Source organism: Clostridium sp., from assembly GCF_034179595.1.
Classification (GTDB): domain Bacteria; phylum Bacillota; class Clostridia; order Clostridiales; family Clostridiaceae; genus Clostridium.
Genome location: NZ_JAXFPT010000057.1, coordinates 1 through 15,262, shown reverse-complemented (window position 1 = coordinate 15,262; position 15,262 = coordinate 1). Strand labels below are relative to the sequence as shown.

The window sequence follows — 15,262 nt, the reverse complement described above, 5'->3', positions numbered from 1 at the left end:
TCTAATTTATCTATATGAAGTTATTTAATATAGAATAAACATTAAATTCTTTATATAACTTCCAATTATTATTTTCCCACTTAAAAATACTTACATTTCAAATTACAAGGGTATTTAACAACATAATTCCATACATCATTATATATTGGTCTTAATTTTTTTGATGCAACTGTTACATGAAATATTTTATCTTTGCCATCCTTTTTGTCAAATTATAAGTAATCTATTTTTTCCATTCTATCAATTAAATCATCATGCATAGCATTTTCTTATACAAATTTAATTTATCTTTATTTTATTCTTAGTATTATACTAATTTTTATCATTATAATTATTTTAATCCTTTATTTTTATCTTATTTGTAATTTGCTATATTAAGCTTACCAAATATAATATATTATGTTAAAATACTTATAATAAATTTAAGGGGTGACTATATGAATATATTTTATGGTGCGTATGGGATTGATGTATTATCAATATTTTTAATCATAATAAGTAGTTTTTTAAATATGAATCGTCATACTAGTATGTTAGGATTTTTATTATTGCTTTTAGTTATTTATAGAACTTTTTCTAAAAATATTTATAAAAGAACAAATGAATTAAATAAATTTACTAATTATATAAATAAAATTCTAAGTAAGTTTGGAAAAAGCCTACCTTATAATTTACCTAGAATAAACTTAAATAATTTTGGAGTATTATTTGATACACTTAAATATAAATTAAATCAAAAGACTAAATTTAAGATAGTTTCTTGTCCTAATTGCAAGCAAAAATTAAGATTACCTAGACTAAGAAAACACGTAATCGTAACTTGCAAAAGATGTTCTCATGAGTTTCGTGTAAGAACATAAAAAAGTAGAAGCAAACACGCTTCTACTTTTTATTTTTCTCTGCCATAATCTTTTTTAATTTATTTTGAACTAACCAAAGTTTCTTTTGCTTTCTATTAAAAGCGACTAATCTAGATTTATTATTCTTATTTGAATCGATTAATTTTATATATTCTTCATCTGCAATTTTAAGTGCATCTTGAATTACTAAAAGTTCTTCATCAGTAAACATTATATATACCCTCCACTTATATAATAATTTTTATTATAACATAAGCTAAAGATACTTTTAATACATTTTATTTATCTATATAAAGCTTTTAAAGCATTTTTTATGACTTTTGCTTTTTTCTTATATTCAGTAACTTTGCAAATCTTCTTATTCTTTACATTAAACAAGTTATATATTGCAGTTCTTGCTGAACGCACTGAATACTCTTCAGTAAATACTATATCTTCTGGAATTTCAACAAATTGACCTATAATTGCAAAATTTGTTGATCTATCTGGTATAACCTTTGGAAGATCCTCTTCCTTATGAGGTTCAAATACTGAATTAACATATGGCATCATGCATGGTATTACATTTATAACAGTATCCATAAGTTCATCAATTTCATTTTCTAGATGCAAATGATATAAAAGTTCTTGTAATATTTCTTTCCCTGTGCAATCACGCATTGGTTTTTTTACATAATTACCAAGCTTATCTGTATATAATCCATATCCCCAGAAAGTTGTTACATCAAGTGGTTGATCTTTAAAGTGAGGTTGTGCAAAGACATTAATGCTAATCATCCAATTTGAATCTTTAAATGTCATTAACCCTCCACTTCCTGGTATATTACCTGTAATTTCTTCTATGATTTTTAGTATTTTATTTCCTTTGCATGTTACAGTAAAGCTTTCTAAATTTGTTTTTTCTGTATCATTAAAGAATATTTCTGGATTACCAAGTCCTGATTTTTTACCTACTATATTTCTCCAAAGACTTGCTGAAACTGGATATTCTTTATTAAATATAGGCGCTTTATTTAAATCTCCTAAACTTGCATTATCAGTCACACATCCATTTGTCATTATACATACGTCACCATCATTTAATTCAATAGTCTTTTCTTCTTCATCTTGTTTTACATCAATAGATTTTACTGTGATTTCATCTGTATCTTTAAAATCTAAATCTATTACTGTAGAATTTGTGTAAAAATTAACTCCATAAGCATTTAAATAAGTTTTAAGTGGTAGAATTAATGATTCATACTCATTATATGGAGTTTGTGTAACTCCTTCTAATGTATCTATTCTAGGAAACTCTAAAATCATACGATTTATATAACGTCTAAATACTTTAAGGCTAGAATATTTTTTAAATGCAAATGTTGTTTGATACATATACCAAAAATTAGTTTCAAAAAAGTGTGGTGTAAACCATTCTGCTATAGTCATATCTCCTAATTCTTCCTCAGAAGCTATAAATAATTTTTCAAGTGCTAAACGATCAGAATGATTAAAGCCCATACTATGAGAATCTAATATCAACCCATATTTATCAATTAAACGAGCTTGTGCATGTGTTGGATGTAAATGATCAAAATTAAATATTTCTTCAGTTACACTCATACTTGGCTTTTCTAAAGATGGTATGCTTGAAAATAGTTGCCACAAGTTTTCATAAGTTTCTTCATTTAACATTCTATCTCCATAACATATAAAACCATTTTCTGAATCTCCCATAAAATCATTGCTACCACCTAATAAACTTTTTTCTTCAAAAATATGAATATTTTCCCCATCAAAATCACAATCTCTAATAAGGTATAAAGCTCCTGCTAAAGAAGCTAGTCCTCCACCAACAAAATAAACTTGACCATTTTTTTCATCTACACTAAGAGATTCATTTAGAACTTTATTAGATTTAATTTTTTTTGAAGCAACAGCTGCAATAGCTGTAGCCCCTGCTACTATCCCTAAAGCAATTAAAGCATTTTTATTACTTTTATTTAATTTTTTATTAATTTTCATTTTTAATTTATTATCCTTATCTTCTCTCATAAAACTCACCTAACTCTTTATTTTAATGTACTCTACCATACTAATTATATTATACTCCAATAACATCCTATATTATTTAATTTTTCTTTATTTATTAAAAATTTCTATTAATATTTATTTTTTCATCTTTAATTATGAACTTATTGTTTATCTAATAAATCTATTTAACTTGATAAATAATATAACATTATTTACAATATATTTTATAATCTTAAGGAAAGAGAAGGAATTTTAAATGGAAGAAACTTTAAATTATGATTCTCTACTAATTTTGGCCGTAGTAGCTTTCTTTACTCCATTTTTAGTAGCAAAATTAAAAAAAATTAAAATCCCCTATCAAGTTGGAGAAATATTTATAGGACTTATCTTAGGCAAAAGCTTCTTAAATATAATAAAACCTGATGTTTGGATTGTATTTTTATCAAATCTAGGTCTTGCTTATCTGATGTTTTTAAGTGGCCTTGAAATTAGCTTTGATGATCTAAAATTAAAAGATGATGAATCTTTACTTGATTCAAAAATATTTTTAAGTATAAAAATGTTTATCTTATCTCTTATAGCATCATTAATATTATCCTTATCGTTAAAATTTATAGGAATACATAGCGGAACATTATTTTTCGCATTATTATTTACTGCTGCAGCACCAGCATTACTTGTTCCAATATTAAAAGCAAAACATATTCTAAATAGTGATTTTGGTCAAACTTTATTAATTTTTGGATTAATCGGCGAATTCGTAGCCTTAATTGGAATAAGCTTTATAGCATCAGTAACTACATATGGCCTATCACTTAAAAGTTTTACATTCTTAATAATATTTGGAGCTGCATTTATTTTATATATCTTATCTAAAATTTTATTTAAGATAAATGATTTTTCAGCAGTAGCATTTAAAAATTTACATTTAAGTGTTAGAGGTGCATTTGCACTTGTATTAGTGCTAGTTGCAATTTCTCAAAAAGTTGGTTCTGAAATTGTTCTTGGATCATTTTTAGCCGGAATAATCTTTTCATTACTTGTTGGAAAAGCAAAAGAAGAAATATCTCATCAATTAGATGTTATTGGTTATGGATTTTTAATACCAATATTCTTTATCATGATAGGTGTAAATATAGATTTAAATTCTATAATTAAAAATCCAAGCTCTATAGCGAAGATACCTGTACTTTTAATTATTTTCTTCTTAGTTAAGCTTATACCTTGCTTATTGTTAAAGAAAAAGTATGGAATGAGAAATTCATTAGCTTCTTCAATGTTATTAACAGCACAACTTAGCTTAGCAATAATTGGAGCTCAAATGGCTGAAAATTTAGGATATATTAATAGTTCTGATTACTCTGCCTTTGTTGTTACAACTGTTATATCTTGCATTCTATTCCCTATACTTTTTGAAAAATTAATAGTTGAAGATAAAAATACAGTTCAACAAGTTGCAGAAGAAGAAAAGATAATAATAAGAGAATTTGTTATAAGCAATGAATGGTATATTGGTAAATCTTTAAAAGAAGCTAAATTACCAGTTGGTTCTAGAGTTTTCTCAATTGTTAGAGATGATGAAGAAATAATGCCTACTGCAGATACAGTATTTAAGGAAAATGACTTAGTAATAGTAGCTGGTGTACGTCATGCTGTTGAAGATACTATTAATATGTTAACTGTCTGTAATTTATCGCTTCCAGACTAAAATAAAAATACTCAGTAATATTTAATTACTGAGTATTTTTATTTTTAACTAAATTCCAAATTCAGCTCTTCTTCTTTTATTTATATAATTAGCTATTCTCATCTTAAATCTTTCAACTTCTTTATAATGGTAAAAGTTTGAAAGGTCTGCTGCAAGAAATAAACTATCTAAAACTAAATATCTTAAGTCATTTAAATTAATTTCATTTTCCTCTGAAACAACTAATTCACTACTCTTTTCCATTATTTCTTCAAACTTTTCTTTATATTCTTTAAGCTTTTCTAATTTTTCATCACTATAATTTTCTAAGCTTTCTTCTGCTATCTTATTTGCAAACTCTAAAAAATCTTTATTTATAATATTATATTCTTCATATATCATAACTAAGCTCATATATTTTAAAACCTCTTTCTAAAATTTATATTTATATATTAACATTTTATTCTTTTATAAAAAAGCAAATATTTTTACTGTATTTCCTTCCATAATTCACTTATCTTCTAAATTACATAATAGAATAATTCGTAGGATAAACTATATCTAATATGATTTAGAAAGCAGGTATTAGTTATGAAAAAATTTTTTAAGATATTTATATTATTATTTTTCATTGTTTCAAATTTTTCTATAAAAGTAAAAGCAGCTACTAATGAAGATTATATAAAAGAGATGAAAAGAGATATATTATCATTAATGCTTGCTTATCCAGAATACGTAAAAAATGTAGAAAAAGATTCTAATGGCAACGTATATATAATCATGAAATCTGGTAAAAAGATTTTATATGACGATAAAAAAGAAAAAAGTCACGCTGAAAAATTAAATAACCCTGATATACAAGATATGATGGAACAATATTACCCACTTACAAAAAATAATGCTGTTATGGATACAGATTTTGATCCAGGTAGGGCTAGAAATTATGATTTATTAACTGAAGTATATGGAGGTTCTAGGTCTCAAATTGAAAAAAATCTATCTGCATTAAAATATGGTTATACTAATTATCAATTTAACAGTAAAAATTATGCTAATACTTCATTAGAAAATGCTTTAAAAGAAGTCATGCCATTATCTAAATCTAGAAATGATATAGGTGCTATATTATATCCTGCAAGTGGTACTTATAACTACAGAGTTATATCAGGTACTGGAAGACTTAGCCCACACTCATTTGGTATTGCTATTGATTTAAAAAGCGACCCAAGAGATTACTGGAAATGGAGCTCTAAAGAAAAAGGAACTAGTAGAATTTTAGAATATCCTACTGAATTAGTTGAAGCATTTGAAAAAAATAATTTTGTTTGGGGTGGAAAATGGAGTCATTTTGATATACTGCATTTTGAATATAGACCTGAAATTATTCTAAAGGCTAAATACTTTTCAGATAATAAAAATTCTTCAAATTGGTTTGATGGTGCACCTTTAGATGATGAAAATACACAAAATTATATAAAACTAATTGATGAAAATCTATAATAAAATTTAAAGGAAAGGAGTAAAACATTTATGCGCTTTAAAGCATTTATATTAAGTTTAATTTGCTTATTTACAAATATGCTATTACCTTTTAAAGCTTTTGCATATGATGAAAGCCCAGATAGCATAATGAAAAATTTTGTTAGTAACATATTTTTATATAAAAGCAAGTCAGTATTAACTAAAGACTTAGATTCTATAAAATCTTTATATGATACTAATACAAAATATGGTCAATGGGCATATGAATATGAAGAAAAAAAAGTTAAATATATAGATAACTGGGCAAAAAAACAAGGAATTAAATTTACTGATATAACTCCAAATCTAGTATTTAGAAAAGCTAAAATTTCTGATAATTCATGTTATTTTTATGTGTTATGTAACACTGAATACAAATATGTTTATGAGGATAATCCTGAAGTAGTAAATACATCTAGAATAGGAACTTATCATTCAATTAACTTAAATAAAAAAGATAATAAATGGATAATCACAAAAGAATGGTATACTGATCCATTTGCTGATTCATTAAAGCTTGAAGATATTAAAATTGATAAAATAAAAGAATACATAAATTCTCAAACAGCAAGAGATTTTTCAGATATAAATGATAGAAGAAAATCTGCAATTTCCTATGCTAATGCTTATTGTGGTGCTGCAACTTCAAAAGAATATGGATATGAATATAATAAAAATTATAGAGATTTTAATTGCGAAGGTGGAGATTGCGCAAACTTTGCATCTCAAATATTACATGAAGGTGGAAAGTTTAAGAAAAATTCTGTTTGGAATTATGATAAAGGTAGTGCTACTGGTCCTTGGATAAATGCTGATAAATTTACCCATTATATGATAGGAAGTGGTCGTGCTTATGTTCTTGCTAGAGGTAATTATGAACAAGTATATAAAGCTTCTTATAAACTTTTACCTGGTGATTTTATAGCATATGAAAAAAAAGGTGATATAACTCATATATCTATGGTTACTGGTGCAGATTCTAAAGGTTATTCTTTAGTAACTTGCCACAATACAGATAGAAATGATGTTCCATGGGATTTAGGATGGAGCGATAAAAATATGAAATTCTGGTTAGTAAGGATGAATTATTAAAAAACCACTCATAATTATGAGTGGTTTTTTCTCTATTTAGTATTTAATCTTTCTCTAACCATTCTTTTTATTGATGTATAAGTAAGTACAAAGTATCCTCCATATACTATTAAAAGTATTATAAATGTAATAATGATTTCTTTAAATATACCTGCATTACCAAGTATAGATACTATATCAGATGAAATTTTAAGCCCAACAATTGAATGAACTAAAGCAAGTGATAATGGAACTAAGAAATATATTCCTGTTTGAATTAATATTGATTTATTAATTATTTTATCATCAACACCTAATTTTCTAAGTAATTTATATCTTTCCATATTATCTGTTGAATCACATAATTGTTGAAGTGCTAATATTGCTGCAGATGTTATTAAGAATACAATACCTATATATATTCCTAAATAAGCTATCATAACTCCCTTACTTACATTTGCTTCTAATAAATCATTCTTTGTATATATACCCATATTATATCCTTTAATATTAAATATACCATTTCCCTTCTCTTCAAGTTGTTTTTGAGAACCTTCTGAATTATTTTTTAAATTAACATTTAAAAATTCATATCTTGGTTTTAAGTTATCTAACACAGAATCATTTACTATAAATGTGCATATATTGTTCTTTATCATTTGATTATAAATAGTTACATCTAATACCTTTGTATGAGCTGGTATAAGTTTATTGTTATTAATAGTTATAACTTTATTTTGATTTACTGATTCTTGAAGACTTCCTATCATATCCTTTATATCACCAAAGACCATATAGTTATTTTTATCTAGCTTAACACTCTCTTTTCCTAGCATTTTCATAATATCATTAAACTTTGAAAGTTTAATTACTTGAATTTCTTCATTTGTATTAATTGGATAATAAGAATTTCCTTTTTTAATTCCTTCTTTAGTTAAAAAATCATTATATCTAACTCCACTATTAAAAACTCCATATTCTACATATTGATTTGAATATTTTTTAATATCTATTCCATTTTTATTTAATGAATCAATTATATTAACTTTCCCAGAAGTATAAAAAAATGTTGCATCAAATTGTGTTAAATCTTTAATATCTGCATTAAGAGCTGTATTTATTCCAAGTCCACCTGAAAATGTGCATATAGCCACAAATAACATTAAACATATAAATGTCATAGAAATAAATACAGTATTTATCTTACTGTTTATTTGTCTAAATACAAACATATTTAAATCTCTTAAATATAATCTTTTATTGCTTTGTATTATTTTTAGGAAAAATCCTGATATTGAAAAGAAAAACAAGAATGTTCCTATAGAACCTGATAAAACTACAATAGCTAAATTATTAAATTGTAATTTAGCAATTCCATCATGTAAGATCTTATTATACGCAAATCCTATCATACAAATACTAATTATAAATATTATTACAGATACCCAAGTGTTTTTAATTCTTAACTTTTCACTCTTTTTTGAAGCCATTAATAAATCTATTAATTTCACCTTATTTATTATGATTGAATTAAAAAGTAATACTACTATATAAATTATCCCGAAACAAATTATTGTTTTTAAAAATGCACTATAAGAAAATATAAATCTAAATCTTATAAGATTTACTTTAAACATCTTAGCTGTTAATATAGATAATCCTTGCGATGCTAAAATTCCTATTAAAAGTCCAATAACTAATGATATAACTCCTATAAATAATGTTTCTATAAACACTATCCTAGATAATTCGCTTTTTTCCATACCAAGTGTCATGTATATACCAAATTCTTTTTTTCTTCTTTTTATTAAGTAATTATTAGCATACACAATCAAAAATCCTAAAATAAATGCTACAAATATTGAAGCTATACTCATAACATTTTGTATTAACTCAAAAGATGCTGATTGTGATTGATTAAAATCCATCATTATACTTTGTGATTTAATTGAATTAAATGTATAAAATACACATATAGCAAACACAAGTGTAAAAAAGTATATTGTATATTCTTTTAGACTTCTTACTAAATTTTTTAAGGCTAACTTAGAATACATCAGAAGAGTCACCTCCAAGAAGTGCTATAACTTCAAGAATTCTTGCAAAAAACTCTTTTCTTGTATCATTTCCACGAACAAGTTCATTGAATATTTTACCGTCTTTTATAAACAATATTCTCTTTGCATAACTTGCTGTAAATGCATCATGAGTAACCATAAGTATTGTTGCATTTAAATCTCTATTTAAATCGTTTAAGCTTTCTAAAAGTGCTTTTGAAGACTTTGAATCTAAAGCACCTGTTGGTTCATCAGCTAATATAATCTTAGGATTTGTAACTATTGCTCTTGCAGCCGCCACTCTTTGCTTTTGTCCACCTGATATCTCCCAAGGGAATTTTTTTAAAATCTCTTCTATATTTAATCTTTTTGCAATATCCGTAACTCTTTTATCTATTTCACTACTCTTTACTCTTAAAATACTTAAAGCTAATGCTATATTTTCATATACAGTTAAAGTATCTAAAAGATTAAAATCTTGAAATATAAATCCTAACTTTTCACGTCTAAACTTAGATATTTTCTTAGAATTTAATCTTGTTATATCATCACCTGCAACAAATATCTTTCCACTTGTTGCTTTATCTATAGTTGATATACAATTTAAAAGAGTTGTTTTACCAGAACCTGATGGTCCCATGATTCCAATAAACTCTCCTTCTTCTACTGAAAAACTTATATTATCTATTGCTTTTGTAACATTTCCATTTCTTCCGTAATATTTTTCTATATTACTAACCTTTAATACTTCTTCGTTCATAATCATCCTCCAAAATCTTTTCTATGAACTTATTTTAATTTATATATAAAAATGTATCCATAATATAAACTAACAGAAACCTTACAAACTTGTCACATAACATCTAATCTTAATCAAATAGCATAATATTATTAATTGGAAATAATATAGATACCTTTGTTCCTTCATCTAAAGTTGATTCTAACTTTATTTTAAGGCCAAGTTTTTCACATAATTTTTTACAAAGATATAAACCAATCCCCGTTGATTTAGTGAACTTTCTTCCATTTGAGCCAGTATATCCTTTATCAAATGCTTTTAAAACATCTTTTTCATCCATCCCTATACCATTGTCTTCTATGGTTAAGATTATATTTTTATTATCCTTTTTTGCATAAAACTTAATTTCACTATTAGTTGTTTTTCTGTACTTAATAGAATTTGATATTATTTGATTTAATATAAACTCAAGCCATTTAGAATCTGAATAAACTATCTCATCAACATCAGATATATTGATTTTTATTTTATTTGCTATTAATTGATCTAAATTTTTCTTTACTGAATTATTTATACAATTAACTAAGTTTAATTTTTTTATGATATAATCTTTCTCCATCACATTACTTCTCGCATAAAATAAAGCCTGTTCTATGTAATCCTCAACTCTGCAAATCTCTTCCCCTATACTTTCTGTTACTGGCGAATCATTATTTTCTATTAATAACTTACACGCTGCTATTGGAGTTTTTACTTCATGAACCCAAAGTTCTATATATTCTTTATATTGGCTTATATTAAGCTTCAATTTTGAAATTTCATCATTCATAGATTTATCAGTTTGCTCAATTATGTTATATAGTACCTTTCCATCTATAAAATTAGGTTCTTCTATAACTTCAGAAATTAAATACTTTTTATCTAATGCATCTAGATTATTTAAGACCTCTTTATAATAATTTCTTCTTTTTATATAATCATAAATATGAAATATTAATATCCCAATAATATTTATAAATAATATAAAAATTATTGGATATGAGTCTATTCCTAAGCTTTTTAATAAAACGCCTGTAAATATTAATATTAAGATATTTATTATTAAAAATACTATTCTTTCTCTTAAAAATTCTATTATACTCATATTAATATGTATCCTTGCCCTCTTTTTGTTTGCAAGTAATTAATAGCTCCAATCTCTTCTAATTTCTTTCTTAATCTATTTATATTTACAGTTAACGTATTATCATCTACAAACTCATCTGACTGCCATAATTCTTTCATTATTTTATCTCTTGAAACTATCTTTTGCTTATTTTTCATAAATACATATAAAATCTTGCTTTCATTTTTAGTTAATTCTATCTTTTTCCCATTAAATTCTGCTTCACTTTGAGATAAATTATATTTTAAATTTCTATATTCAAATAATTCAATATCTTTACTATAAGTTCTTCTTATAATTGAAGTTATTCTTGCAAGTAAAATCTGTGTATTATATGGCTTAGTTATAAAATCATCTGCACCTAAATTCATGCTCATAAGTTCATCAATTTCACTATCTCTACTTGTAACTATTATTATAGGAACATTACTCTTTTTCCTTATCTCTTTACATATATAATAACCATCATAATATGGAAGATTTATATCTAATAGTATTAGCGTTGCATTATAATCTAATGCCTCACAAACAACATTTTCAAAATCTTCTACAGTCTTTGTCTTGTATCCGTATCTTTCTAAAAATGTACTAAGTTCTGCCTTTATCTTTTCTTCATCTTCTATTATAAATATTTTATTATTCATATAACCTGACCTTTCCTAGAGTAAATTTAAAATAGGTATAATTTCTATATCATTATAACAAAATATACATATAAGTTTTTATTTTAGTTTTAAATTCTCCAAAGCACAAAAAGCTACTCAAAAATATTTGAGTAGCTTTTTTACTATTCTTCAGTATATGCACTTCTTAATAATTCTATTTCTTTTTTATATCCACTAAGCTCATTAGGTGTTTCTAAGAAAAATGGTAAATGACGCAATTTAGGATGATTGATTATTTTTTTAATAGCTTCAAGCCCAATATTTCCTTCACCAATTTTTTCATGTCTATCCTTATGACTTCCACAAATATTCTTACTATCATTTAAGTGAATTGCTTTTAATCTATCTAAACCAATTACTCTATCAAATTCATCTAAAACTCCATCTAAATCATTAACTATATCATATCCAGCATCAAAAACATGACATGTATCAAGGCATACTCCGATATGATCTTTTAATTCTACTTTATCGATTATTTCCCTTATCTCTTCAAATGATCTACCAACTTCTGTTCCTTTTCCAGCCATAGTTTCTAAAAGTACAGTTGTTGTTTGTTCTTTCTTTATAACCTTATTTAACATACTTGCTATATAATCTATTCCAACTTCTACACCTTGCTTAACATGACTTCCTGGATGGAAATTATATAAATTATTTGGAAAATACTCCATTCTTTCTAAATCATCTGCCATCATTTCTAATGCAAATTCTCTAGTTCTTTCATCTGCTGAACATGCATTTAAAGTATATGGTGCATGTGCTAATATTTTAGAAAAATTATTTTCTTCCATTAATTTTAAAAGTGCTTTAACATCTTTTTCATCTATTTTCTTAGCTTTTCCCCCTCTAGGGTTACGTGTAAAAAATTGAAATGTATTAGCTCCAATTTCTAGAGCTTCTTTTCCCATATTTTCAAATCCCTTAGTTGTTGATAAGTGACATCCTATGTTTAACATCTACTTTTCCTCCAATACCGTATATAAACTTTTATCCTTAGGTAAAAATTCTTTTATATCCTTGTTTGCTAATACATGTAATTCATGTAGTGCTCTTGTACAAACTGTGTAAAATAAGTTTTTATCATTCTCCCCAAAATAATTTTCCCCATCAATAACAATAACTCCATCAAATTCTAGACCTTTAGCTAAATATGAAGGTATTATATTTACCCCTATCTTAAACTCTGCTTTTTCATCATCTATTAAATTTATAGAATCATCTTTTTCTTTAAGACTATTATAGATTTCTTCTGATTTAGATTTATTTTTGCAAATAAGAGCTATTGACTTATATTCTTTATCTCTCATCTCATTTATAAGCTTTAAAACCTTATCTTCTAATCCATCTTTTAATATATGAATCTTAGGGTTTTCTCCTCTTCTTTCAACAGCTTCAATAGGTTCATGAGTATCTAATAATTCCTTAGTAAAGCTTGTTATATTAAATGTTGAACGATAGCTTTTTGTTAAAATTGCTTTTGTTACATTGTCAAATACATTTATTATTCTATCTTTATTTTTAACATTAGAATGTTTATCTATTCTTTGATTAAGATCACCCATAATTGTAATTGATGCATCTTTAAATGATCTTTTTATTATTTCATAAAATAATGGGCTATAATCTTGTGCTTCATCAATAAGTATATGCTTTACTCTGCTATAATTTCTAAAGCCCTCCATAGCTGCTCTTATATATATAATAGGTGTTATATCTTCATATTTTACTTCACCATAATTTATATATTTTAATGTAAGTTCTTTTATATCATCTAAATTTTTGTCTGTATATCTAGATATATTTTCCCAAAGCATTTTATATATTGCTACATTATTTAAAGTTTCTATCATAGAATCTATTTGAAGCTCAACTTGTTCTTTGCAATAATCATAAAATTGCTTTTTATCCTCTACATATTCAAAATCATCATTATTTGATAGGTATTTTGTTTCAACTTGTGAGAATATACTATCTTTTATAACTCTTATTCTATTTAAAAAAGGTATATTGTCAAATCTTTTTAAGAATGTATTTTCCACAGATTTTTTGTCTATAATTTTCTTTCCATCAATAACTATAGGCTTTATATTAGTTAGAAGTCTTGGAATATCTTTAGTAAATTCATTTAATACTTCCATAAATTCTGTAGTGTTTTTATATTCCATTCCAATAGTTCTTAGCTTAAATTCTTTATCATCACCACTTTGCGAGTATATATAATCTAAATGCTCATTTTTTGTTTCATATATATAATTAGATGGTAAAAACGTTTTTGAATATATTTCAAATGTAGTTTGAAGTATATTTGTTTCTCCAAGTTCAGGTAATACATCAGATATATAATCTGCAAATACTTCATTTGGACTAAATATTAATATATTATCAGCTTTTAATTCTTTTCTATGCTTGTATAATATATATGCTGCTCTATGAAGTGCTATTGATGTTTTTCCAGATCCTGCTGCACCTTGTATAAATAATATCTTACTGTCATCATTTCTTATTATATCATTTTGCTCTTTTTGAATAGTAGCTACGATATTTTTCATCTTATCTGTAGCATTACCTCCAAGCATTGAGCTTAATGTTTCATCACATAATGATTCACTTGAATCATGCATAAATACTATTTCACCATTTTTTATATTAAATTGTCTATTAAATTCAATTGTTCCATTTACTCTTCTAGCTGGTGCTTCATAAAATGCCTTTCCTATTTCAAAATCATAAAACATTGTAGATACAGGTGATCTCCAATCAAAAACTAAAAACTCAAAATTTTCTTCATCTTCAATGCTAGATAATCCTATATAAAAGCTTTCAGTTTCTCCACCATCTTCTTTAAAATCTAATCTTGCAAAATATGGTGAACTAAGTTGCCTTTCCAATGTTCTTATTCTATTTATCTTTCTTGAATGCATCTTTTCTTGCAATGCAACTTGACTGCAATTATCATTTATTTCAATTTCATCTAATTCATTTCTATTATCCCAAAGAAATTTTCTATGCTTTACTATTTCTTTATCCTGTACTTTACTTAAATCAGTATATTTACCTAACAACTCTTTTATTGTTTTTTGAGTTAATTTCAAATAATTTTCTTCATCTAAATAATCTTTTCCTATTAACATAATTAAATTTCTCCCTTATATAAACATCCCTAAATTTTAATTTGTATAATTAAATATGTCAAGCTTCAAAATAAAAAGTGCTAATTTTATTGATGCTTTTAAATCTAATATGTAGGCACTTTTTTTATTAAAATCATACTATATACTACAAATAAAGTAATTTATTTAATTTTCAAAATTGCTTAGATTATATTTGTAAAAGTAGATATTTATATATCAGATTCTAGTGATAATTCATTATTCTTAATAAAGCAGGCATCACTTAAAATAACAGAAAAACCTCTTCAAGATATTATAGATATAGAAAACTTAGGCACTGCACCCGCAGTTGATGTAATCTATACTTTTAA

At 25.2% G+C, this 15,262-nt stretch carries 13 protein-coding genes; 4 read left to right on the top strand and 9 right to left on the bottom strand.

What is annotated here, in order from left to right; all coding sequences use genetic code 11:
* Positions 1-437: 437 nt before the first annotated feature.
* A complete protein-coding gene (locus tag SPJ33_RS06600) occupies positions 438-860 on the top strand; it encodes a hypothetical protein (protein ID WP_321117175.1) in 423 nt (140 codons plus the stop codon).
* A 22-nt stretch (positions 861-882) separates the two neighbouring features.
* On the opposite strand, the gene SPJ33_RS06595 is transcribed toward SPJ33_RS06600, so the two are convergent.
* Both SPJ33_RS06595 and SPJ33_RS06590 read right to left on the bottom strand, forming a co-directional pair.
* The gene (locus tag SPJ33_RS06595) at positions 883-1,071 is read right to left on the bottom strand and encodes a hypothetical protein (protein WP_321117174.1); all 189 of its coding nucleotides are present in this window, start codon (positions 1,069-1,071) and stop codon (positions 883-885) included.
* A 71-nt stretch (positions 1,072-1,142) separates the two neighbouring features.
* Complete coding sequence (locus SPJ33_RS06590) at positions 1,143-2,894, bottom strand: oleate hydratase (RefSeq protein ID WP_321117173.1); 1,752 nt, start codon at positions 2,892-2,894, stop codon at positions 1,143-1,145.
* Between the two features lie 235 nt (positions 2,895-3,129).
* Between SPJ33_RS06590 and SPJ33_RS06585 the strand changes: the two genes are divergently transcribed.
* Complete coding sequence (locus SPJ33_RS06585) at positions 3,130-4,581, top strand: cation:proton antiporter (protein ID WP_321117172.1); 1,452 nt, start codon at positions 3,130-3,132, stop codon at positions 4,579-4,581.
* A gap of 48 nt (positions 4,582-4,629) precedes the next feature.
* On the opposite strand, the gene SPJ33_RS06580 is transcribed toward SPJ33_RS06585, so the two are convergent.
* Positions 4,630-4,974 carry a hypothetical protein gene (locus SPJ33_RS06580; protein WP_321117171.1) on the bottom strand — a complete coding sequence of 115 codons (345 nt, stop codon included), beginning with the start codon at positions 4,972-4,974 and terminating at the stop codon, positions 4,630-4,632.
* A gap of 177 nt (positions 4,975-5,151) precedes the next feature.
* Between SPJ33_RS06580 and SPJ33_RS06575 the strand changes: the two genes are divergently transcribed.
* Together SPJ33_RS06575 and SPJ33_RS06570 are read left to right on the top strand one after the other, a co-directional pair.
* Positions 5,152-6,060 (top strand): M15 family metallopeptidase, encoded by a 909-nt coding sequence (locus SPJ33_RS06575; protein WP_321117170.1) that lies wholly within the window; start codon positions 5,152-5,154, stop codon positions 6,058-6,060.
* A 30-nt stretch (positions 6,061-6,090) separates the two neighbouring features.
* Positions 6,091-7,173 carry an amidase domain-containing protein gene (locus SPJ33_RS06570; RefSeq protein ID WP_321117169.1) on the top strand — a complete coding sequence of 361 codons (1,083 nt, stop codon included), beginning with the start codon at positions 6,091-6,093 and terminating at the stop codon, positions 7,171-7,173.
* Positions 7,174-7,205: 32 nt separating this feature from the next.
* On the opposite strand, the gene SPJ33_RS06565 is transcribed toward SPJ33_RS06570, so the two are convergent.
* From SPJ33_RS06565 to SPJ33_RS06540, 6 genes are all read right to left on the bottom strand, one after another.
* A complete protein-coding gene (locus SPJ33_RS06565) occupies positions 7,206-9,209 on the bottom strand; it encodes an ABC transporter permease (protein ID WP_321117168.1) in 2,004 nt (667 codons plus the stop codon).
* Complete coding sequence (locus SPJ33_RS06560) at positions 9,199-9,969, bottom strand: ABC transporter ATP-binding protein (protein WP_321117167.1); 771 nt, start codon at positions 9,967-9,969, stop codon at positions 9,199-9,201. Before SPJ33_RS06560 ends, SPJ33_RS06565 begins: the two co-directional genes overlap by 11 nt.
* Positions 9,970-10,078: 109 nt before the next feature.
* Positions 10,079-11,092, bottom strand: coding sequence for a sensor histidine kinase (locus SPJ33_RS06555; RefSeq protein WP_321117166.1), 1,014 nt, complete (start codon positions 11,090-11,092; stop codon positions 10,079-10,081).
* On the bottom strand, positions 11,089-11,757 hold the full coding sequence (locus tag SPJ33_RS06550) for a response regulator transcription factor (protein ID WP_321117165.1): 669 nt from the start codon (positions 11,755-11,757) through the stop codon (positions 11,089-11,091). The genes SPJ33_RS06555 and SPJ33_RS06550 overlap by 4 nt, the downstream gene beginning before the upstream one ends.
* Positions 11,758-11,900: 143 nt before the next feature.
* The gene (locus tag SPJ33_RS06545; protein ID WP_321117164.1) at positions 11,901-12,737 is read right to left on the bottom strand and encodes a deoxyribonuclease IV; all 837 of its coding nucleotides are present in this window, start codon (positions 12,735-12,737) and stop codon (positions 11,901-11,903) included.
* Complete coding sequence (locus tag SPJ33_RS06540) at positions 12,738-14,912, bottom strand: HelD family protein (protein WP_321117163.1); 2,175 nt, start codon at positions 14,910-14,912, stop codon at positions 12,738-12,740.
* Positions 14,913-15,262 lie beyond the last annotated feature (350 nt).